Origin of the sequence: Curtobacterium sp. MCSS17_005 (assembly GCF_003234225.2) — a bacterium.
Lineage (GTDB): Bacteria > Actinomycetota > Actinomycetes > Actinomycetales > Microbacteriaceae > Curtobacterium > Curtobacterium flaccumfaciens.
This window is the reverse complement of the sequence record NZ_CP126258.1, coordinates 97287-116049: the sequence shown is the minus strand read 5'-3', so window position 1 is coordinate 116049 and position 18763 is coordinate 97287. Positions and strand designations below refer to the sequence as shown.

Below are 18763 nucleotides of genomic sequence, written 5' to 3'. Positions count from 1 at the left end.
GGTGCGCCGACGGAATCAGGCGTCCGCCCAAACTGGACGGTTCAAGAGCCAAGGGTGCCCCTCTGGGAGTCCGACGCGATCGCCGAAGGCGAGGTCTTCGAACCGCGCGGGCAACATGACCGGCACAGCAGCGGTCGGCTGGGCGAGCAGGTCCCACCGGGCCTCGTACCCGCTCCACACGCTGATGTGCACGCGAGACTTGTCGACACCCGCGTTCCGGGTTCCCGGAACCGCGTCGGGGTCCGTTCGCCAATCTTCATGCGCGATGAAGGCTGCAGCCGCAACGTGGTCTCGGGGAACGATGAACGAACGGGGCGCCGAGACGTAGTCGGACTGTTCCGGCAGGCTCACGAAGACGAACCACTCTCGATCCGAGCGCGCCGTCTGCTGCGAGTTCAAGCCGAGTGGGTAGTTCACATTGGAGGCTGCTCGAGCCGCTTTGACCTGCACCTCGATCGCGGGGCGCGAGAGGTCCTCGGTGTGCACGGCGAGGATGTCCGTCCGTGCGAGCCCATCGCGCGTCAGCGCGGCACCCCAACCCTGCCGAGCGAGCATCGAACACACCCAGTGTTCCCCAGCGGACTTCGTCATCTTGTTGTCGGCCATCAGTGCTTCCCTTCGATGTGGATGTGCCTATCGACAACGCACGGCGGCATGTTAGGGATTCTCACTTTCCAAGCGCCTGGGGACCCGGGCCGGGCCACGAAACGCGCGCACTCGGCATCGCCGACAGAATGGGTCGGTGCACCGACTGACGCGACCCGCTGTGACCGCTGAGCGGCGCGCGGTCGACCGCGACATCGTGCGGCTGGCGGTGCCTGCGCTCGGAGCGCTCGTGGTCGAGCCGCTGTTCCTGCTGACCGACACCGCGCTCGTCGGGCACCTCGGGGCGACGCCGCTGGCGGCCGTCGGGCTCGCGAGTGCCGTGCTGTCGACGGTGACCGGGCTGCTGGTGTTCCTGGCGTACTCGACGACCCCGGCCGTGGCACGGGCGCTCGGTGGTGGCGACCGTCGCGGAGCCGTGCACGCCGGCATCGACGGGATGTGGCTCGCGCTCGTGCTGGGGGTGGTGCTGGCGCTGGTCGGGTGGCCGCTCGCCGGGCCGCTCGTCGACCTGTTCGGCGCCTCGGCCGAGGTGTCGGCCGCCGCGACCGCGTACCTGACCATCTCCCTGATCGGGCTGCCCGGCATCCTGGTCGTGACCGCCTCGACCGGGCTGCTGCGTGGGCTGCAGGACACGAAGACCCCGCTCGTCGTCGCGACCATCGGGTTCGTCGCGAACGGGCTGCTCAACGCAGTCCTGATCTACGGTGCCGGCTGGGGCGTCGAGGGATCCGCCGCCGGCACCGTCATCGTGCAGTGGGCGATGGCCGTCGTCTACGTGCGCATCGCGGTGCGGGCCGCTCGGTCGTCAGGGGCGCCGCTGCGACCCGGCGCCTCGGGCGTCGCCCGGGCCCTGCGGTCGGGGGCCTGGCTGTTCCTGCGGACCGCGTCGCTGCGGATCGCGATGCTCGCGACCGTCGGGGCCGCTGCCGGGCTGGGGACCACCGGGCTGGCGACGACGCAGGTCGGGCTGACCGTCTTCTCGACGCTGGCGTTCGCGCTCGACGCCCTGGCGATCGCCGGGCAGGCGCTCGTCGGACACGGACTCGGCGGACGTGACCCGGAGCGGGTGGGACTGGTGACGCGACGGCTCGTGCTGCTCGGGATCGCCGGCGGTGTGCTGCTCGGGGTGCTGACCCTGGCGGTGAGCGGCGTGCTCGGGCCGGTGTTCTCGGACTCGCAGGCGGTGCGGGACGCCCTGCCCGTCGTGCTGGTGCTCATCGCCGTCGGGATGCCCGTCGCCGGGTACGTCTTCGTGCTCGACGGAGTGCTGATCGGTGCCGGGGACGCGCGGTACCTGGCCATCGCCGGAGGCGTGAACCTCGTCGTGTACCTGCCGCTGCTCTGGTGGGCAGGCGGGACGCTCGCGGGGTTGTGGGCCGCCTTCGCCCTCGGCTACATCGGGGTCCGGGCGGTGACGCTCGGGGTGCGGGCGCACCGGCGCGGCTGGGTGGAACAGGCGCTGGCGCGGTGAGCGGGCCTCCTGCTTCTGCGGCGCCGTCGTCTTCGGTGGCTTCGTCGGCCGTGCTCGCCACGGTCGGCATCGGGGTGCAGGGTGTCGCGAAGCTGCTCGTGACCGTCGTCGTCGGGCGGGTGTTCGGCACCGAGACCCTCGGACAGACCACGGCGCTGCTGTCGCTCTCGGTGTTCGTCGCGCTGCTCTGGCCGAACGCCGCAGGCAACACCGCCTCACGGTTCCTGGCGATCGCGCTGCGGGGCCGCCGCTCCGACGCCGCGGTGAACCGGCTGCTCGGGGTGTCCATGCTGGTGTCGAGCGCGGTGCTCGCGGCGGTCACCGTGCCGATCGCACTGGCCTGGGGCAACGGCCCCGGCATGGTGCTCGGTGGTGCCGCGGTCGTCGTCGGCTACGGCCTCTACTGCTACGCCCGCGGTGCGCAGCTCGGCTACGACCGGGCGCCGCGGGTCGCCCTGTGGGACTCGTTGACGAGCGTGCTGGCGCTCGCGTTGCTCGTGGTGGAGTGCGTCGCGCGGCTCGAGCCCTTCGTGCTGCTGCCCCTGGCCATCGGGTACACGGTGTTCGCGATCGCGTGCTGGCCGCGGGGCAACGGCTTCGCGCCAGCTTCGCGTGAACCCGCTACCGGGGTGCTCGGGTTCGCAGCGTGGAACGTGCTGGCGGTGGTGACCTCGAACGGGTTGCTGCAGTTGACGATGATCTCGGCGCAGGTGACGTCGTCGCCGCACGACGCCGGTGTCTACGCCGCCGCCTTCACCCTGGCGACACCGGCGTCGATGCTCGGGCAGGCGTTGGGGCAGGTGCTCGTGCCGGCGTTCGCGCACCGGACCGATGGTGGATCGTTGCGCTCTCGTGGGGCACTGCTGCTCGTCGTCGGGTTCGCTGCGGCATCCGCCGTCGTCTTCGGCCTGGTCGCCCTGCTCGCCGGGTGGTTCCTGCCGATCGTCTACCCCGCCGAGGGTGCCGCTGCCGTCGCCGACCTGCGGTACCTGATGGTCGCGGTGTGGGTGTTCACCGTTGGACTCGTGCCGGCGGCGTTGCTGCTCGCCGCTGGACGCTCACGCCAGGTCGCACTGGCCTCGGTCGCCGGGTTCGTCGTCGGCGCTGGGCTCATGGCGGTGCTCGGACCCGTCGCAGGTGTCGCGGGTGGAACCACGGGGTTCTTGGTGGGGAGTGCGGTAAATCTCGTTGCGGTGGTGGGGGTCGGGGTGCGGCGGCGCTGACCGCGACGCGCACGGGCGGCGTGTGCGCGGTGTGACGTTTGGCGCCCCGGAAAGAGAGTCGTTCTCGACCAGGTACCCGAGAATGCGCTGATCAGGATGCAGGAGCCTGACGTTTGAATAGGACCACCGAAAACGACTGGCCAGTGAGCAGGCGTCGCCTTACCCGCCTGGGAACTGAACATCAGCGCGAACCAGCGACCATGTGGCCAAGACGTACGAACCGCGGAGGAGCTAGAGGGCGACAAAGCACTTCATCATCTCGTGCTGAATGACGCGACCGTTCGTCGACTCAACCGAACGAAGGAGACGACCCTGAGGTGATATGGCCCCGAAAGGGAACTCATGGCGCATCAGTGTCGGCGTGGATGTCAGTCCGCTTGTACATCCGTCGAACGTGTTCCAAAACATCGTCGCTGCTGGTATGCGACATCGCGCCGCGAAGCAGCGTTGTCCAGCGGCTCGGTTTGACATCGTAGGGACGACGGGCTTTCGAGATGAAGGAACGTGCGCCTGTGACGATGACGCCGTGGCGTGCTCGCGAAATGACTACGAGGAGGATCCGCAGTTCCTCGGCCAGGTCGGCGGGTCGCTGCGCGAGGAAGCTTGGCATGTTTCCTTCGTCGAATCCAGGCACGAAGACCCAGTCGAATTGTTGGCCTTTCCCCAAATGTGCGTTCAGCAGATGGATCCCAGGAGAGATAGCGTCCGTGGCATCCTCGAGGGCTCGTAGCCGCGCAAGTGCGGCTCCGAGGGACCCGGATTCCGCGACAAGTTCGTCGACCTGCGTTAGCACCTCGGTGATGTCTGCGATTGTCTCTGAGTCAGCGATGTTGACACTTTCGAGCAAGTGTGTGCGCAGTTGCTCCATGCTCGCGTTAGCTCCGATGCGAGCAACAGCATCGTGGATTCGTTTGACCACAGCCGGATCGTCAATCGCGAGGTCCCACCTGGTCACTGGCGTGTCCGACGACGCAAAGGCCGCATCGACGGGTTTCCGCCGCCAGCCCGACCTGCAGATCACGCCGATTGTGGTCTCAGGCGCAAGACGCTGAATTTCTGCGGAAGCCGACCGGACAAACTCGGCTTCATCGGACCCGGTGCCGAACATGAACCCGGCCGCAACGCCACCTTCGAACCAGTGTTCGGGATCTACAGGTACGAGAGTTCTACCGCCGACCTCGGACGCCACAGCACCGAGGAGTCCGAGCACGTTTGGGGAAGAGCGATAGGAGGTTCCGAGGGTTAGCGGTTCGCCGCTGATCCGACGGAGCAACCGCTCGTTTTCGACGGGCCGCGCACCTGCCCAGCTGTAGATGCCCTGCAGTGGGTCTCCGACAATCGTGCGGTTGCAGTCAGCGGAACGGAGCACCAGGTCGAGTTGCTGTGGCGAAAGGTCTTGGAACTCGTCAACCATCACCGTTTGGAAGTGTGTTCGATACATACGCGCGACCTGCGGCACCCGGAGCAGTCGTTGAGCGTGACGCAGCAGGTCGTCGTAGAACAGCTGGCCCGATCGTTGCCGATGCTCTTCCACGAGCAAGCTTCGCTCATCGCCTCCGTCTCGAAGTCGTTCGAGGACTTCGGCGTCGCTGTACGGCCCGCGTTTTGCTTCGCCGAGCTCCCCATTGATCCGAGCCCGGACGTCGTTCGCCTCACGCTCGGTAAGCCCCTCGAGGTAGACGTCAACAACATCGTCCTGGGTCCGGTCGTTCGGAGGGTCGAAGTCGATCGGGATGCCGAGCGTGCGTCCATGGCAGCGGATGATCTCTGCACTATGTCCATGGAAGTTGTGCACAACGACGAAGCGTCGCTTTCGCTCGACTCCGAGGATTTCGATAAGTCGCCCGTTGAGATTCGCCTTGGCTTTGTTTGAGAACGTCAGCGCGAGAATTTGACGTCCCGCCTCGAGATCTGCGACATTTCGATGCGCACGGTGGGCGAGTAACTCGGTCTTCCCGCAGCCTGGCGGTGCGATCACGAGTAGATTGCGTCTGTCGCATCGAACTGCCCGTTCGAAGGCCTCGTTCCGCTTTATCATTCGACGGCTCGTCTTGCAAGCTCTGCGAGTAGCGCGTTCACGCTGTCCATCCGCGAGACCTCATCCCGATTCAGACGCTTGGCCACGGCCAAAGCAGCAGGAACCTTTCGATTGATTCGAGGTTGTCCACCACTCGTCCGGCAGTACTTCGCGATGCTGCTCGGTGTCAACGCCGCATCGTCGGCAACCCCGCACGCGGCTAGAAGCGTCTGCACATCCCGGGCCACTCCCGCGTCAATGAGCCGAGCGGTCATCGCCTCCGCGCCGAGGGCCCGGCAATACTCATCTTCGAGGTCGGCCTTCGAGACGAACACCGTGCGCTCAAGGACGTCGCGCGGACGACCGCCGACCGCACCGACCCATTTCCCCTTTTCAGCGTCATCGACCAGGCCCAGGACATCGATCCCGAAGCCCGATGGGCCGAGCAGCTTGTGAACGACCGGGAAGTTCTCAGCACCTCCCAGCTCGAACACCGTCGCCCCGATGCGATCCAGTGAGATCCCGAGGGCACGAGCTGCAGCTTCGACAATTAGGCGGTCCGCGACCCCCTCGACCGCGATGACGAACCGCGCTGTGAGTGCTTCGAGCATCCGAGGCGACCACCAGTGCGCTTGGACGCGTTCTTCGATCCTCGTTCGAGTCGGATCGAGGTAGTGCGACTCCCCGTTCGGATCGACGGCGATGACTTCCGTCGGGTCGAACTTTTGGACGATGTAGGGCGAATGGGTGACGATGACCTTCTGGTTTCGGTCCGAGGCAAGCAAGTCCGCTACCGTCCGCTGGCTAGATGGATGGAGGTGGATTTCCGGTTCGTCAATCGCGATAACGTTCGCTGCGCCCTCGGCCAAGTCGAACAGTGTCATGGCTATAAGTTGGCGGATACCGTCGGATTGCTCGGATATCGGGGAAAATCCGGATTCCGAACGGGTGAACAGTGACACTCCGTCGAGTACCGAGTCGGTTGGGTCCGCGACAGTGCGTACAGCGAGGTCCTCCGACGCAATGGTTCGCGGCATTGCATCAGACAGCCTCTCAGCCACCCCGGAGAGCAGCTCACCCAAGGGAACGCTCGTCGCCAGCATCGAATTGAACGAACTGAGAATCTCTCCAAGCGCCGACTTCTCGTCGCCGAGCTCGGGCTCGAGTGCGCGCAGCAACGTCTTTACCGCCCCCGCAGGGCTCTCCAACTGAGCTGCGGAGGCCTGACGGGCGGCTGGCAGATATCGCCATCCGATCGCGGCTAGCTGCTCCCGCGTGATGGGCCGCACCTCGCCACGTCCGGGGCTCCACCTCGTGATCAGAATCGATTCGGGGTCGTCGGGGTCCACCCGGACTTCGAGTCTGACCTCGAGCGCTTCCGCTTTGCTCGTGGCGTCGATGTCAATTTCTCGATAGAAGACCGCGCGCTCTGCCTCGCTAAATGCTACGAAATGAGCGCTGACAATCATCGGTTGCTCCGCATCCGCGAGGTCCTGCACCGATAGCGACTGGTACAACTGGGCAGCCGCACCGAGCGCCAGATTTAGTGCACGCAGAATGGATGTCTTCCCGACGTCGTTGGCTCCGACAACGACAAGATGGTTCCCAACAGGAACGTCGAGGTCGGCGACGCGCGAGTAGTTCTTGATGGTGATGCGCGACAGGCGCACGGTGCTCCTCGATCTCGGATAGGGGGACCGAGTCGTTGCTGACGGTCCTTCACTTCCTGCGTATGGTCGCATGCTCTCGAGCACTGGACGTGAAGGACACGACCGTTATCTCGCGCAAAGGAGGGTCTCGTGTTGGGAAGCTCTGCCGCGCCAGCGCCCCTCCCGCCTGAGGGACCTGACCCCGCAGCGCTGGCAGCGGCGCCGCCGAGCGCGAGCGCCGGCGCCACGAACAGCCATGCGGGGACGATGTCCGCTCGCGATGTAATCAGGTGATCTGCGCTACCCGTAAGGTCTAGCTGTGGAGCCGGTCATGAGTGCGAGTCAGGTAAACGACGTTCTTGGCTCGCTCGGCGGTGCGACGAGCGGTCTACTGGCGTGTGTCGCGGCCGCGGTCGGGGTCCTGGGCTTGGTTCGGGCAGTGCTTTCGGTTCGCAGCACTAAGTCGGAGCTTCAAGAGCTAGATGCGCGACTCAGGCAGGTTCGGAACTCGGAAACCATCGCCATGACCAAGCGGCGGGCGATCGAGATACCGGAGCTTCTAGAGCGCCCCGAGGGTGAGCCAGGAGGCAGTGTCCCCCAAAGCAGCTCGAAGCTCGAATCGGTTGGTCCCGAACCTACGGATCTTTCACTCGCAGCACTCTGGCCGGTCACGCAGGAGCGGATCGACACCTACCACAGCATTGTCACCAAGCAGGCCAGGAGGAGCTTCGTCTCCACCCAGGTCACTGCTGGGGCAGGGTTCGCAATCGTCCTGGGCCTTGGGGTTCTTGCTGCGACCGCCCCATCGTTCGCGGCCTCCGTGACCACGGCATCAGTAGGCGTGATTGGCGGGGCGCTTAGCACGTACCTGGGAGCTACATTCATGAAAGCCTCGGCCCAGGCCAACGCTCAGTTGCGAAGATTCTTCGCGCAGCCGATGGAGAACACGCGTCTTCTTGGCATCGAGCGCCTCATCGAGACGCTGCCCCCTGCTGAACGGTCCAAAGCGATTTTGAAAGTGATCGATAAAATGAACTTCACGATCGACGAACAGACCAGCGCGCAAGCAGACAGATGATGAGCCCCCGCCTGGTCCGTTGCGAACGCAGACCTACACGACTCAGACAGGCTCACCGCCGGAACGAGCTGTTCCAGCTCGACCGCACGGAACCTGTTCAGCACGCGACGGGTTCTCGGTATGCGGGATTCGGACGACGTGGGATCAGCGCGAAGGCGGCGGCCCCGTCGTGTCCCCCACCCGCAACTCCGACGTGAACGACGCCGGCTGTGGCTCCGCCCCCTCGAGCATGGCCAGGGCGGCACGTGCGGCGGCCTGGCCCTTCTGCACGAAGGGCTGCACCAGGGTGGTCAGGTGCCGGATCGGGGTGCGGTGGAGCAGGCTGTCGTCGACCGTGATGCCGTCGAAGCCGACGACGCTGACGTCCTCGGGGACACGGAGTCCGGCATCGAGGGCGGCCGAGATCACCCCGACGGCGATCAGGTCGCTCTGCGCGATGACGGCGGTGGGGCGGGGGCCGTCCGGAGCGAAGAGCTCCGTGCCGGCGAGACGCCCCTCCTCCACCGAGCTGCCGGCGGTCTCGATCGCGACGGCGTCCGGGTAGACCTGGCGCACACCACGCAGGCGTTCCAGCGTGGTGAAGGCGATGCCCTCGGCCTGCCGGGCTACGTCGATCGGTCCACGGCGGCGCGCGGCATCGAGGGGCAGGGTGACGACGGTGACGTCCCGGTGGCCGAGCCCCTGCAGGTACTCCGCAGCACGGCGTGAGGCATCGCGGTTGTCGAGCTGGACGGGGACGGCACCCTCGATCTCGTCCGCCTCGATCGCGACGACGGGGATCTGCCGACGCCGCAGCACCGCGACGGCCGGGTCGATCCGGACGTTGCACCCGACGAGCACGACGGCGTCCATCGGGGCGTCGACCAACGGGCCGGCACCCTGCTCGTCGTCGAGCGGACTCCGGACGAGCAACAGCGAGGCACCGGCAGCGCCGGCGACCTCGGCGATGCCGTCGAGCGTCAGGACGTTGACCGGATCACGGAACGCGTCACTCAGACGCTCGTCCATCACGACGCCGATGACACCGGAACGACCGCGGCGCAGGGATCGAGCGCGGGGATCGGGGCCGCCGTAACCGAGGTCGGCGGCAGCGGCGAGCACGCGGGCCTTGGCGTCCTCGGACACCGGGCCGAGACCACTGAAGGCGAGCGAGGCCGTCGACGGCGCGACCCCGGCAGCACGGGCGACCGCTGCCAGCGTCGGGCGCGACGAACGGGTGACGCCGCCGCGGGAAGGCGACGCGCCGGGTCCTGTTGCCGGTTCGTCCATCGCCCGTTAGCGTAGCCGGAACGAGCAGTCGAATCGATTCGACAGCCGCAAGACCAGCACCGACACGCACCAGAACGCGCAGCACCGAGCGCGCCGCAGCACGATGGGAACCACCATGACGACGCCGTCCACCCGCACCGTCCCGACCACCAAGGCCTGGATCATCGCGGTGTTCGTGGTGTTCACCCTGTCCGGGCTCGACATCGCGACGTGGCTGGGCCGGATCCCGAGCGTCCGCGACTCCCTCGGGGCGAGCACGTTCGAGATGGGCCTGCTCGTGCTCGGCATGGCCGTCGGCTCGATCGGCGGTCTGACCTTCGCCGGGCACATCGTCGCGAAGCTCGGTGCCCGTCGGGGCGTGCAGGTGGCTGCGGCGTGCCTGGCGGTCGGGATGATCTTCGCGGGGGTCGCGGTCACGCTCGGGTGGGGCTTCGCCGCCATCTGGATCGCGCTCATCGCGTTCGGCTTCGGCAACGGCCTGTGCGACGTGTCGATGAACGTCTCCGGCGCCGCCGCCGAGAAGGCCGGCGGGCGCACGATCATGCCGCTGTTCCACGCCGCGTTCAGCCTCGGCACGCTCGCCGGTGCAGGCCTCGGTGCGCTGGCCGAGCGGTTCGCGATCCCGGTGTCGTGGCACTTCATCGTGCTCGTGGTCATCACGAGCGCCGCCATGCTCGTCGCGGTCACGAAGTTCCAGGACGAGCACCGCTTCGAGCAGCCGGTGTCGACCGACACCAGCCCGGTCGCGACCCCGCTCACCCGCTGGCAGGTCTGGGCACAGCCCTCCACGCTGCTCATCGGCGTGATCGTGCTCGGCATGGCGCTGGCCGAGGGGTCCGCGAACGACTGGCTGCCCCTCGCGATGATCGACGGCCACGGGCTCGACAACGCCGGCGGTGCCGCCGTGCTGACGGTGTTCCTCGCGGCGATGACCGCCGGCCGCGTCGCCGGCAGCCCGCTGATCGACAAGTTCGGTCGCGTGCCGATCCTGCGCATCAGCGCCGCCGTCGCGGTGGTCGGCCTCGGCATGCTCATCTTCATCGACAACGTGCCGCTCGCGATCGTGGGCGTCGTGCTCTGGGGCCTCGGCGCCAGCCTCGGCTTCCCGATGGGCATGTCCGCTGCGGCCGACGACCCCCGCACCGCGGCCGCCAAGGTCAGCGCCGTCGCGACGATCGGCTACGTGGCGTTCCTGGCCGGACCGCCCCTGATCGGGTTCCTCGGCGAGGAGATCGGCCTGCTCGGTGCGCTGCTGATCGTCTTCGTGTTCATCATCGCGGCCGGACTCGCGTCGGGTGCCGCTCGTGAGACCGGCGCCGCCGCCCGCCCGACCCGCCGTTCAGGCGACGTGGACGGCGGAGGCGAGCCGCGCCTCCAGGCCGACAGCGCAGCCAGCGCTGCCAGCGCAGCCAGCGCTGCCAGCGCCCGCGACAGCAGCGACGACGTCGACGGTGGCGGTGCCCGCACCGACGTGCCGTCGGCCCGGAGCCACGACGCCGGTTAGGCTTCCGGGGTGCGTCTCGTCATCGCCCGGTGCTCCGTCGACTACGCGGGCCGGCTCTCAGCCCACCTGCCGCTCGCGACCCGCCTGCTCATGCTCAAGGCGGACGGCTCCCTGCTCGTGCACTCCGACGGCGGCAGCTACAAGCCGCTGAACTGGATGAGCCCGCCCTGCTCGATCGAGATCACCGAGCCGGACGAGGAGCAGTCGGTCGCCGGCATCACGCAGGTGTGGACGGTGACGCAGAAGAAGACGCAGGACAAGCTCATCGTCTCCCTGTACGAGGTGGTGTCCGACGAGACCCACGACCTGGGCGTCGACCCGGGCCTGGTGAAGGACGGGGTCGAGGCGCACCTGCAGCAGCTCCTGGCCGAGCAGATCGAGCTCCTCGGTGACGGCCACACCCTGGTCCGCCGCGAGTACATGACGGCGATCGGGCCGGTCGACATCCTGGCCCGCGACGACGCAGGGGCGAGCGTCGCGGTCGAGATGAAGCGCAACGCCAACATCGACGCGGTCGAGCAGCTCACCCGGTACCTCGAGCTCATGAACCGCGATCCGCACCTGCGCCCGGTGCAGGGCGTGCTGGCGGCGCAGACGGTGGCACCGCAGGCACGCACCCTCGCCGAGGACCGCGGCATCCGCGTCCTCGTGCTCGACTACGACGCGATGCGCGGCATCGAGGGCGGCCACACCCGCCTGTTCTGACCCGCGTCGGGCCGTCCGGCCTGGAGGCACGGCGCACCCCCGCCCCGCCGCCGACGGATCCCGGATGGTCGCCGCCACGGCCCGGCTAGGGTGGACAGGACATGACCAGCCCGTTCTCCGCCATCCTGTTCGACCTCGACGGCACCATCAGCGACTCCGCGCCGGGCATCCTCGAGAGCCTGACGCACACCTTCCGCACCGTCGGCGTCCCGGTGCCGGACCACGACACCCTGATGTCGTTCGTGGGCCCGCCGATCATGGACACGTTCCGGAGCGCGATGGGCATGGACGACGAACTGGCCGACCGCACCCTCGCCGTCTACCGCGAGCACTACTTCTCGCACGGGGCGCTCGACTCCGAGATGTTCCCGGACATCGACGTCGTGCTGCGCACCCTGCACCAGGCGGGGCTGCCGATCTCGACGGCGACGAGCAAGCCAGAGACGCCGGCGACCTACATCCTCGAGCACTACGGGCTCACCGGGGACATCGACATCATCACGGGCGCGAGCGACGACGAGGTGCGGTCGAGCAAGGCCGACGTCGTCGAAGAGGCACTGCGACGCCTCGAGGCCCACGGCTTCGACACCAGCCGCCCGGTGCTGATCGGCGACCGGAAGCACGACGTCGAGGGCGCCACCGTGCACGGCGTCCCGGTCGTCTTCGCCGAGTGGGGCTACGGCTCCCCCGACGAGGCCGAGGGCACCATCGCCCGCGCCGCCACCCCGCTCGACCTGCTGCCGATCCTGCTGCCGTCCGCGACGCCGTCCGCGACGCCGTCCGCATGAGCGGCGACGTCGCACGCCGGGGCCTCCGCGGTGCCGCCTGGCTGCTGCCGGCGGCAATCGTCCTCATCGCACTGAACTTCCGCGGTCCGATCGTCGCGACCGCCCCGGTCATCGGGGACGTCCGCGCCGACCTCGGCCTGACCGCGACGATCGCCGGGCTGCTGACGACGATCCCGGTGCTGTGCTTCGCCCTCGCGACGCCGTTCGCCAGCTGGGTCATCGCGAAGGCGGACCCCGAGCGCGCGGTCTCGCTGTCGCTCGTCATCGTGCTCGCCGGCACCGTCGTGCGCTCGATGCCCTCGTCGGCGGCGCTGCTGATCGGCACCGCGGTCATCGGCATCGGCATCACGATCGGCAACGTGGTGATCCCGGTGGTCATCCGGCGGGACACCTCGCCGGAGCGCGTCGGACTGGTCACCGGCGTGTACACGTCGGCGCTCAACGTCGGGTCGATGATCACGTCGCTCGGCACCGCTCCCCTGGCCGCCCTGTGGGGGTGGCCGGTCGCCATCGCGATCTGGGCGGTCTTCGCACTCATCGCCGCCGCGGCCTGGACCTACGCGGTCGGTGCTCGCGCCGCATGGCGACGCCCGCTGCCCTCCGAGCGGGACGAACCACTGCCCGTCACGGGCCCGATCGACCAGGTGCTCGACACCGGGGCGATCCGGACCGCCCGTGCCGCTGAGGCCGCACGGGTCGCCGCCGCCGAGCCCATCCGACCGGCACGACGGCTCATCACCTGGGGCCTGACGCTCGCGTTCGGTGGCCAGGCGTTCTCGTACTACGCCCTCACCGCGTGGATCCCGACGCTGCTGCACGACGAGATCGGGTTCTCGAAGGCGTCGTCGGGCGCGAGCTCGTCGGTGTTCCAGATCCTGGCCGTCGTCGGGGCGCTCGGTGTCCCGCTGCTCGCGACCCGGTGGCGTCCGGCGGCGATCATCGCCCTGGTCGGCACGCTGTGGCTGGCGATGCCGCTCGGGCTGCTGTTCGCCCCGCAGCTCTGGTTGCTGTGGTCGGTGCTCGGCGGCGCAGCCCAGGGCGGTGGCATCACCGTGATCTTCATCGTCATCGTGCGGATCGTCTCGAGCGACGCCGACGCCCGACGGATGTCCGCGTTCGTGCAGGGCGGCGGGTACCTGCTCGGGTCGGCCGGGCCGCTCGTCGCCGGTGCCCTGCACGGTGCGACGGGGAACTGGACGGCGCCGCTGCTCGTCGTGCTCGTCGCGGTGCTCACCCTCGGTGTCGTCGGGACGTTCGCCGCGCGACGGGTGTCCTGACCGAGGACGTCGGCACGTGCGCCGCTTCGTGAGCAGGAACGGTCGGGTGCCCGGGGCCGACCCGACACCTTCTGCTCACCAAGCACGGCCTGCTCACCAAGCACGGCGCCGGGTCAGCTCGTGGCGAGCACCTCGCGCAGGGACATCGGCGGACGCCCGGTGATGCGCTCGACGTCGCCGGACACGTGCGCGAGCGCCCCCTCGGCGATGGCCGTGTAGGTGCTCACCCAGGCGTCGGCCTGCCACGGCTCCGGGTTCCACTGCGCACGTGATGCGTACGCCTCGTCGAGGGTCTCCGGGTGGTAGCTGACCGTCCGGCCGCGGACCTCGGACACGATCGCCGCCGCCTGGGCCAGGGTGATCGCCTCGGGGCCGGTCAGCTCGTACGTCTGGTCGCGGTGCGCGTCCGGGTCGTGCAGCACCGCGGTCGCGACGCGGGCGACGTCGGCACGGGCCACCGCGGCCATGGCGCCGTCGCCGGCCGGGCCGCGGATCACGCCGTCCTCACCGACCAGGTCCTCGACGAAGTCCAGGTAGAAGCTGTCGCGCAGGGACGTGAAGGCCATCCCGCTCTCGCGGATCGCCTGCTCCGTCGCCCAGTGGTCGCGTCCGAGCGTGAAGGTCGCGTCGGGAGCCGCGCCGAGGAACGACGTGTAGACGACGTGCCGCACGCCTGCGTCGGCGGCCGCGGCGACGAACGCCCGGTGCTGGTCGAGGCGGTCCTGGGCCTCTGCCGCCGAGACCATGAGCAGCACCTCGACGCCCTCGAGCGCCACTCGGCTCGCGTCGGCGTCGGCGAAGGTCGCGACGGCGACCTCCGTGCCGGGCAGCTCCGGCGCACGCGAGGCATCGCGCACGAGCATCCGGAACGGCACGGCGTCCGCGGCGAGCGCCGCGCTCACGGCGCCCCCGATGTTGCCGGTCGCTCCGGTGATGGCGATGGTCATGGTCGCTCCTCGTGTCGGTGTCGGTGTCGGTTTCGGTGTCGGTTTCGCGTCGCGTCGCGTCGCGTCGGTGGTCACGTCCACACCGTCCTGGAGGCCCGGATCACCGTGGGCGCGACCCTCGCGGCGTTCACGCCGTCCACCTCCACCGCCCACGCGCGCGCAGCGTCGTGGTCGCGGCCGTGCCGCATGTGCCGGCCGACCAGGCGGTCGAGCCGCACGTCGTCGGCGACGGCGCAGAACCAGGTCTCGGTGAAGAGCGTCGGCAGCGCCGACCACGGTGCGGTGTCGTCGAGCAGGTAGTTGCCCTCGGACACCACGAGTCGGGCGGCGCGGGGCACCGCGATGCTGCCGGCGACGGGTTCGTCCACGCAACGGTCGAAGTCCGGCGCCCACACCACGTCCTCGTCGGCGGCGACGAGTCGGCGGACGAGCGCGACGTAGCCGTCGGCGTCGAAGGTGTCCGCCGCGCCCTTGCGGTCGTGCCGGCCGAGGGCGTCGAGCGCCGCGTTCGACAGGTGGAAGCCGTCCATCGGGACCTGCACCGCCGTGCCTGCACCGAGGCGTTCGTCGACTGCGGTGACGATACGGCGGGCGAGCGTGGACTTGCCGGCGCCCGGTGCTCCGGCGATCCCGAGCACCGTGCGCTCGCTCGAACGGGCCAGTTCGACGGCGCGCTCGACGGCCTGGTCGACGGTCGTGCCGGAGTCGCTCACGGCTTCATCCTCGCAGAGCGCACCGACGCCGGGCCGCGGTGGTTCACTTGCCGCATGGTCGATGCGACGAGGGCGTTCAGCGGGTTCTCGGTGCGCGACGTGCCCGAGGCGAAGGCGTTCTACGAGGACGTCCTGGGGGTCGAGGTCACCGAGGACCACGGCATGCTCTTCCTGCAGCTCGGCGGCGGACACCAGGTGCTCGTCTACCCGAAGGACCCGGGTCACGAACCGGCGGCCTTCACGGTGCTGAACTTCCCGGTGCCGGACATCGACGCCGCGGTCGACGAGCTCACCGCGAAGGGTGTCGTGTTCCTGCAGTACGAGGGGATGACCGACGACCGGGGTGTGAACCGGAAGGGCGGCCCGCTCATCGCCTGGTTCACCGACCCGTCGGGCAACGTCCTCAGCGTCATCGAGGAGTGAACATGTTGTATTCCGAAAGCTCGCTTCGGCGCTGCTGATCGTCCTACCGTCCTCTCACCGACGAGAGGACGGCCATGACGAAGGTGCTGGGACGGCATTGGACCCGCGAGGGGCTCCTCGCCGAGCGCGAACGAGTCCGCGCAGAGTGGAACCTGGACGAGCGGGAGTTCGCGCCGACCGAGCAGTGGCGCGACCTGTTCACCGACGAGTACCTCGCACAGGACTGGCTGGACAGCATCTCGTTCCTGCTCGGTGAGCGATGACCGAGCAGGCCGCGTCGGCAGCGCAGCAACCGGCTCACGTCCCGCCGCAGTTCGCCGTCCTGACCGCTGGGTGATGCGGTCAGCGGGAGAGGGCACCCGCCCAGCCGAGGGCGATCGGCACGAGCAGGCCGTGGCGGTGGTGCGGGAGCTCGGCGACGGGGATCCACCGCGACTCGTCGGTCGAGCCGTCGAGCTCGTGCCGCAGGGCTCCCCCGGTGATGGTCGCCCGGAACACGACCTGCACGGCCTTCATCGGGCGACCGTTGGCGTGGATGCGGCGCTCTGCGGGGACGATGTGGTGTCGGACCCCGAGCAGGGCACCGGCCTGGGACTCGTACCCGGTCTCCTCGCGGATCTCGCGCACGACGGCCTGCTCGACGGTCTCGTCGAACTCGACCCCGCCGCCCGGCAGTGTCCACGTGCCCGCGTCGGGGTGACGCAGCTTCGCCAGGAGCACGCGGTCACCGTCCGTGATCACGCCGTAGGCGGCGAGCCGGGTGTCGTAGTCCGTGTACTCCATGGGCCGACCATGCCAGGTGGGTGCACCGACGTCTGCCAGCCGCGCCGGGCCTCCAGGCCGTGGACCGGGGTGGGGCGGAGGCTCCACCAGCCCGCCACCGGTCACGACCCCCCGCGTCCCGCACGCCGAGCGGTCACAGACCGTCGGCCCCGCCGCCCGCAAACGACGGAACGTGACCACGCGACGCTGCACGCGCGGGGAGTCGTGACCGCTCGCCGCTCGGGGCCCCGGGCCCGCATGCTGCCGACCGGCCCGACGTGCGCGCCCGACCCGGATCAGGCGTCGACGCGCGCCGCCGCCCAGCCCACGCGCATCCGGGCGACCGCCCGGTCGAAGGCGCTGAGCGGTTCCCCGTCGTCCCGGATGACGGACTGCAGCTGGAGCCCCTCGTACAGGGCCATGAGCTGCTCGGCGGCGTGCCGGGGCGAGGCGCCGCGGGGCTCCCGGCCGGCGACGACGTCACGGACCAGGGCGAGCGTGACGTCCTCGAACGCCCGTGTGTACTGGGTGCGGAACCATCCGGCGGCGGGGTGGTCGGGGTTCGAGGCGGCGCTGAGCACGGCGACCCGGAGGCGCACGAGGGCTGGGTCCTCGACACCCGCGGCGAGCCGGGCACGCAGGTAGGCGACCGTGCCGTCCCGCTCCGCGATCGGCCAGAGCTGGCGCCGGCTGCCGTTGTTCCACTTGTCCATGACCGCGACGACCAGGAGTTCCCACATCGGGTACGCCCGGCGGAACTCGTCTGTCGTGACCCCGGCACGCTCGGCGACCTCGTCGGGCCCGACACGGTGGAAGTCCCCGGCTCGGTAGGCACTGATCGCCCCGGCGACGATGCGTGCGCGGAGGTCGACATCGGTCGTGGGCATGCTGACGATTGTGCGGGGCCGGTCAGCGGCCCGCGACCGCCAGTTCAGGGGGCGCGGCCACCGTCGCCGGCTCCCGGTCAGCCGCGGTCGAACGTCAGCGTCTCGTCGTCGGGGGCCCGGACCTCGCCGGTGCGGGCGAAGTCGGCCCAGATCGCCCGGAAGGCCCGGCCGCGGCGTTCGACCTCGGGCCAGTCGTGTTCGGGGACGAACCGGGTGCCGGCCCAGGCCTCGCGGCCTCCCAACAGCAGCGGCAGGTCGCTCATGTGCACGGCTCCGGTCGGGGCGCTCGTGACACCGCGGTGCAGTCGGTACGAGGTCGCCCGACCGCCAGCGCACCGGTGCCGCTCGGTGAACCGTCGGGCGTCGCGCCCGTAGATGACGTCGGACAGCGGACGCACGACCCACCACCGCAGGGCCGACCGCAGCACCCGCGACCGGGTGACCCGACGCAGGCCGGGCACGAGCGGCACGTACATGCCGGCCTCGTCCGAACCGGACCCGATCAGGACGTCGACGTCGGGCGCGACCCGGCTCCACGCGGCGTCGAGGTCGCGCTCGGCGGGCAGCGGCGCGAACCCGTACTGGGTGCCGAACGGCATGCCGGCGGCGAGTCCGTACGGCGCGGCGGCCCGGGTGCCGAGCGCCTGACGGTCGAGCAGGTCTTCGAGCGGGGTGTCGGCGTGCACGGTGCCGACCGCCCGGACCATCGCGCGGTTCATCCGTGCCCGACGGCGGGACAGCCCGAGCGGAGCGCTCTGGATGATCGCGCGGCGGAAGAGCCCTCCGGCGCCGGCGCTGATCATCAGGTGCGCGGCCGCGTCCCCGCCGGCCGACTGCCCGAAGACGGTGACGAGGTCGGGGTCGCCGCCGAACGAAGCGATGTTCGCGCGCACCCAGCGGAGCGACTCGACCAAGTCGAGGAGCCCGAGGTTGGCCGGGATCGTCTCGCCGTCACCGAGGAACCCGAGCACGCCGAGCCGGAACGTGACCGACACCACGATCACGCGCTGCTCGGTCACCAGGTCGCGGGCGTCGTAGATCGGCAGATCGCCGCCGCCGATGACGTACGAGCCACCGTGGATCCAGACCATCACCGGCAGCTGCTCCCCCGGACGTGCGTCCGCCGGCAGTGTGATCGAGAGCCGCTGGCAGTGCTCGTCGACGACGACGTCCCCGACGTCGCCGAGCAGCTGGTCGACGAACTGCGCGTGCGGCTGGGGTGCCACGGGCGAGGGCGTCGAGGCGTGCAGCTCGCCCTCGAACGGTGGCATCGGCTGCGGCGGGGCGAACCGTTCGGCCTGCGCGTATGGGATCCCGAGCACCCGCACCACGTCGCCGTCGACCGTCCCGACGATGCGGCCGGCGGGGGTGTCGAACGGGGCGGGCGTGGCGTCGAGCATGGGGTTCACGGTATCGGTGCGGCGACGACACGAGCGGACGTGAC

18 protein-coding genes are annotated in these 18763 nt (G+C 69.5%); 9 read left to right on the top strand and 9 right to left on the bottom strand.

The genetic code is table 11. From position 1 onward, the window contains the following. Window positions 1–15: 15 nt before the first annotated feature. Window positions 16–606 carry a hypothetical protein gene (locus tag DEJ20_RS00535; RefSeq protein WP_110893820.1) on the bottom strand — a complete coding sequence of 197 codons (591 nt, stop codon included), beginning with the start codon at window positions 604–606 and terminating at the stop codon, window positions 16–18. Window positions 607–742: 136 nt separating this feature from the next. Here DEJ20_RS00535 and DEJ20_RS00530 point away from each other — a divergent pair, with 136 nt between their 5' ends. Beyond that, window positions 743–2077, top strand: coding sequence for an MATE family efflux transporter (locus DEJ20_RS00530; RefSeq protein WP_258377075.1), 1335 nt, complete (start codon window positions 743–745; stop codon window positions 2075–2077). A gap of 50 nt (window positions 2078–2127) precedes the next feature. Then, window positions 2128–3300: a lipopolysaccharide biosynthesis protein gene (locus DEJ20_RS00525; protein WP_181431450.1), complete on the top strand. Its 1173-nt coding sequence runs from the start codon at window positions 2128–2130 to the stop codon at window positions 3298–3300. A 340-nt stretch (window positions 3301–3640) separates the two neighbouring features. Here the strand turns inward: DEJ20_RS00525 and DEJ20_RS00520 are convergent, their stop codons facing one another. Then, window positions 3641–5338, bottom strand: coding sequence for a UvrD-helicase domain-containing protein (locus DEJ20_RS00520; RefSeq protein WP_111234435.1), 1698 nt, complete (start codon window positions 5336–5338; stop codon window positions 3641–3643). Further along, entirely contained in the window at window positions 5335–6987 is a 1653-nt protein-coding gene (locus tag DEJ20_RS00515) for an ATP-dependent nuclease (RefSeq protein ID WP_111095563.1), read from the bottom strand. The genes DEJ20_RS00520 and DEJ20_RS00515 overlap by 4 nt, the downstream gene beginning before the upstream one ends. Window positions 6988–7285: 298 nt before the next feature. On the opposite strand from DEJ20_RS00515, the gene DEJ20_RS00510 reads away from it, so the two are divergent. Then, complete coding sequence (locus tag DEJ20_RS00510) at window positions 7286–8044, top strand: TRADD-N-associated membrane domain-containing protein (protein ID WP_111234436.1); 759 nt, start codon at window positions 7286–7288, stop codon at window positions 8042–8044. A 144-nt stretch (window positions 8045–8188) separates the two neighbouring features. On the opposite strand, the gene DEJ20_RS00505 is transcribed toward DEJ20_RS00510, so the two are convergent. Next, the gene (locus DEJ20_RS00505; protein ID WP_111234437.1) at window positions 8189–9313 is read right to left on the bottom strand and encodes a substrate-binding domain-containing protein; all 1125 of its coding nucleotides are present in this window, start codon (window positions 9311–9313) and stop codon (window positions 8189–8191) included. Window positions 9314–9428: 115 nt separating this feature from the next. Here DEJ20_RS00505 and DEJ20_RS00500 point away from each other — a divergent pair, with 115 nt between their 5' ends. The 4 genes from DEJ20_RS00500 to DEJ20_RS00485 all read left to right on the top strand — a co-directional run bounded on the left by DEJ20_RS00500 (window position 9429) and on the right by DEJ20_RS00485 (window position 13587). After that, a complete protein-coding gene (locus tag DEJ20_RS00500; RefSeq protein WP_258377076.1) occupies window positions 9429–10817 on the top strand; it encodes an MFS transporter in 1389 nt (462 codons plus the stop codon). A 9-nt stretch (window positions 10818–10826) separates the two neighbouring features. Next, complete coding sequence (gene nucS / locus DEJ20_RS00495; RefSeq protein ID WP_017887754.1) at window positions 10827–11522, top strand: endonuclease NucS; 696 nt, start codon at window positions 10827–10829, stop codon at window positions 11520–11522. A gap of 101 nt (window positions 11523–11623) precedes the next feature. Further along, window positions 11624–12310 carry an HAD hydrolase-like protein gene (locus tag DEJ20_RS00490; protein WP_111234438.1) on the top strand — a complete coding sequence of 229 codons (687 nt, stop codon included), beginning with the start codon at window positions 11624–11626 and terminating at the stop codon, window positions 12308–12310. Further along, the gene (locus DEJ20_RS00485) at window positions 12307–13587 is read left to right on the top strand and encodes an MFS transporter (RefSeq protein WP_111234439.1); all 1281 of its coding nucleotides are present in this window, start codon (window positions 12307–12309) and stop codon (window positions 13585–13587) included. The genes DEJ20_RS00490 and DEJ20_RS00485 overlap by 4 nt, the downstream gene beginning before the upstream one ends. Before the next feature lie 113 nt (window positions 13588–13700). Here the strand turns inward: DEJ20_RS00485 and DEJ20_RS00480 are convergent, their stop codons facing one another. Together DEJ20_RS00480 and DEJ20_RS00475 are read right to left on the bottom strand one after the other, a co-directional pair. After that, window positions 13701–14534, bottom strand: coding sequence for an SDR family oxidoreductase (locus DEJ20_RS00480; RefSeq protein WP_111234440.1), 834 nt, complete (start codon window positions 14532–14534; stop codon window positions 13701–13703). A gap of 71 nt (window positions 14535–14605) precedes the next feature. Then, the gene (locus DEJ20_RS00475; protein ID WP_111234699.1) at window positions 14606–15247 is read right to left on the bottom strand and encodes a nucleoside/nucleotide kinase family protein; all 642 of its coding nucleotides are present in this window, start codon (window positions 15245–15247) and stop codon (window positions 14606–14608) included. Window positions 15248–15301: 54 nt separating this feature from the next. On the opposite strand from DEJ20_RS00475, the gene DEJ20_RS00470 reads away from it, so the two are divergent. Together DEJ20_RS00470 and DEJ20_RS00465 are read left to right on the top strand one after the other, a co-directional pair. Continuing rightward, complete coding sequence (locus tag DEJ20_RS00470) at window positions 15302–15670, top strand: VOC family protein (protein WP_181431452.1); 369 nt, start codon at window positions 15302–15304, stop codon at window positions 15668–15670. 74 nt (window positions 15671–15744) lie between these two features. Beyond that, window positions 15745–15933: a hypothetical protein gene (locus DEJ20_RS00465; protein ID WP_111022450.1), complete on the top strand. Its 189-nt coding sequence runs from the start codon at window positions 15745–15747 to the stop codon at window positions 15931–15933. 79 nt (window positions 15934–16012) lie between these two features. Here the strand turns inward: DEJ20_RS00465 and DEJ20_RS00460 are convergent, their stop codons facing one another. The 3 genes from DEJ20_RS00460 to DEJ20_RS00450 form a co-directional block, all read right to left on the bottom strand. Further along, window positions 16013–16453 carry an NUDIX hydrolase gene (locus DEJ20_RS00460; protein WP_111234441.1) on the bottom strand — a complete coding sequence of 147 codons (441 nt, stop codon included), beginning with the start codon at window positions 16451–16453 and terminating at the stop codon, window positions 16013–16015. A gap of 275 nt (window positions 16454–16728) precedes the next feature. Continuing rightward, window positions 16729–17319 carry a TetR/AcrR family transcriptional regulator gene (locus DEJ20_RS00455; RefSeq protein ID WP_111234442.1) on the bottom strand — a complete coding sequence of 197 codons (591 nt, stop codon included), beginning with the start codon at window positions 17317–17319 and terminating at the stop codon, window positions 16729–16731. Between the two features lie 77 nt (window positions 17320–17396). Then, window positions 17397–18719, bottom strand: a complete 1323-nt coding sequence (locus DEJ20_RS00450) for a carboxylesterase family protein (protein WP_111234443.1) — start codon at window positions 18717–18719, stop codon at window positions 17397–17399. Window positions 18720–18763: the final 44 nt, after the last annotated feature.

What these genes read in the sequence shown, in the direction of transcription:
- DEJ20_RS00535 (WP_110893820.1), bottom strand. Translation starts at nt 606, where the DNA reads ATGGCCGACAACAAGATGACGAAGTCCGCTGGGGAACACTGGGTGTGT.
- DEJ20_RS00520 (WP_111234435.1), bottom strand. Translation starts at nt 5,338, where the DNA reads ATGATAAAGCGGAACGAGGCCTTCGAACGGGCAGTTCGATGCGACAGA.
- DEJ20_RS00505 (WP_111234437.1), bottom strand. Translation starts at nt 9,313, where the DNA reads ATGGACGAACCGGCAACAGGACCCGGCGCGTCGCCTTCCCGCGGCGGC.
- DEJ20_RS00500 (WP_258377076.1), top strand. Translation starts at nt 9,429, where the DNA reads ATGACGACGCCGTCCACCCGCACCGTCCCGACCACCAAGGCCTGGATC.
- DEJ20_RS00490 (WP_111234438.1), top strand. Translation starts at nt 11,624, where the DNA reads ATGACCAGCCCGTTCTCCGCCATCCTGTTCGACCTCGACGGCACCATC.
- DEJ20_RS00485 (WP_111234439.1), top strand. Translation starts at nt 12,307, where the DNA reads ATGAGCGGCGACGTCGCACGCCGGGGCCTCCGCGGTGCCGCCTGGCTG.
- DEJ20_RS00480 (WP_111234440.1), bottom strand. Translation starts at nt 14,534, where the DNA reads ATGACCATCGCCATCACCGGAGCGACCGGCAACATCGGGGGCGCCGTG.
- DEJ20_RS00470 (WP_181431452.1), top strand. Translation starts at nt 15,302, where the DNA reads ATGGTCGATGCGACGAGGGCGTTCAGCGGGTTCTCGGTGCGCGACGTG.
- DEJ20_RS00465 (WP_111022450.1), top strand. Translation starts at nt 15,745, where the DNA reads ATGACGAAGGTGCTGGGACGGCATTGGACCCGCGAGGGGCTCCTCGCC.
- DEJ20_RS00460 (WP_111234441.1), bottom strand. Translation starts at nt 16,453, where the DNA reads ATGGAGTACACGGACTACGACACCCGGCTCGCCGCCTACGGCGTGATC.
- DEJ20_RS00455 (WP_111234442.1), bottom strand. Translation starts at nt 17,319, where the DNA reads ATGCCCACGACCGATGTCGACCTCCGCGCACGCATCGTCGCCGGGGCG.
- DEJ20_RS00450 (WP_111234443.1), bottom strand. Translation starts at nt 18,719, where the DNA reads ATGCTCGACGCCACGCCCGCCCCGTTCGACACCCCCGCCGGCCGCATC.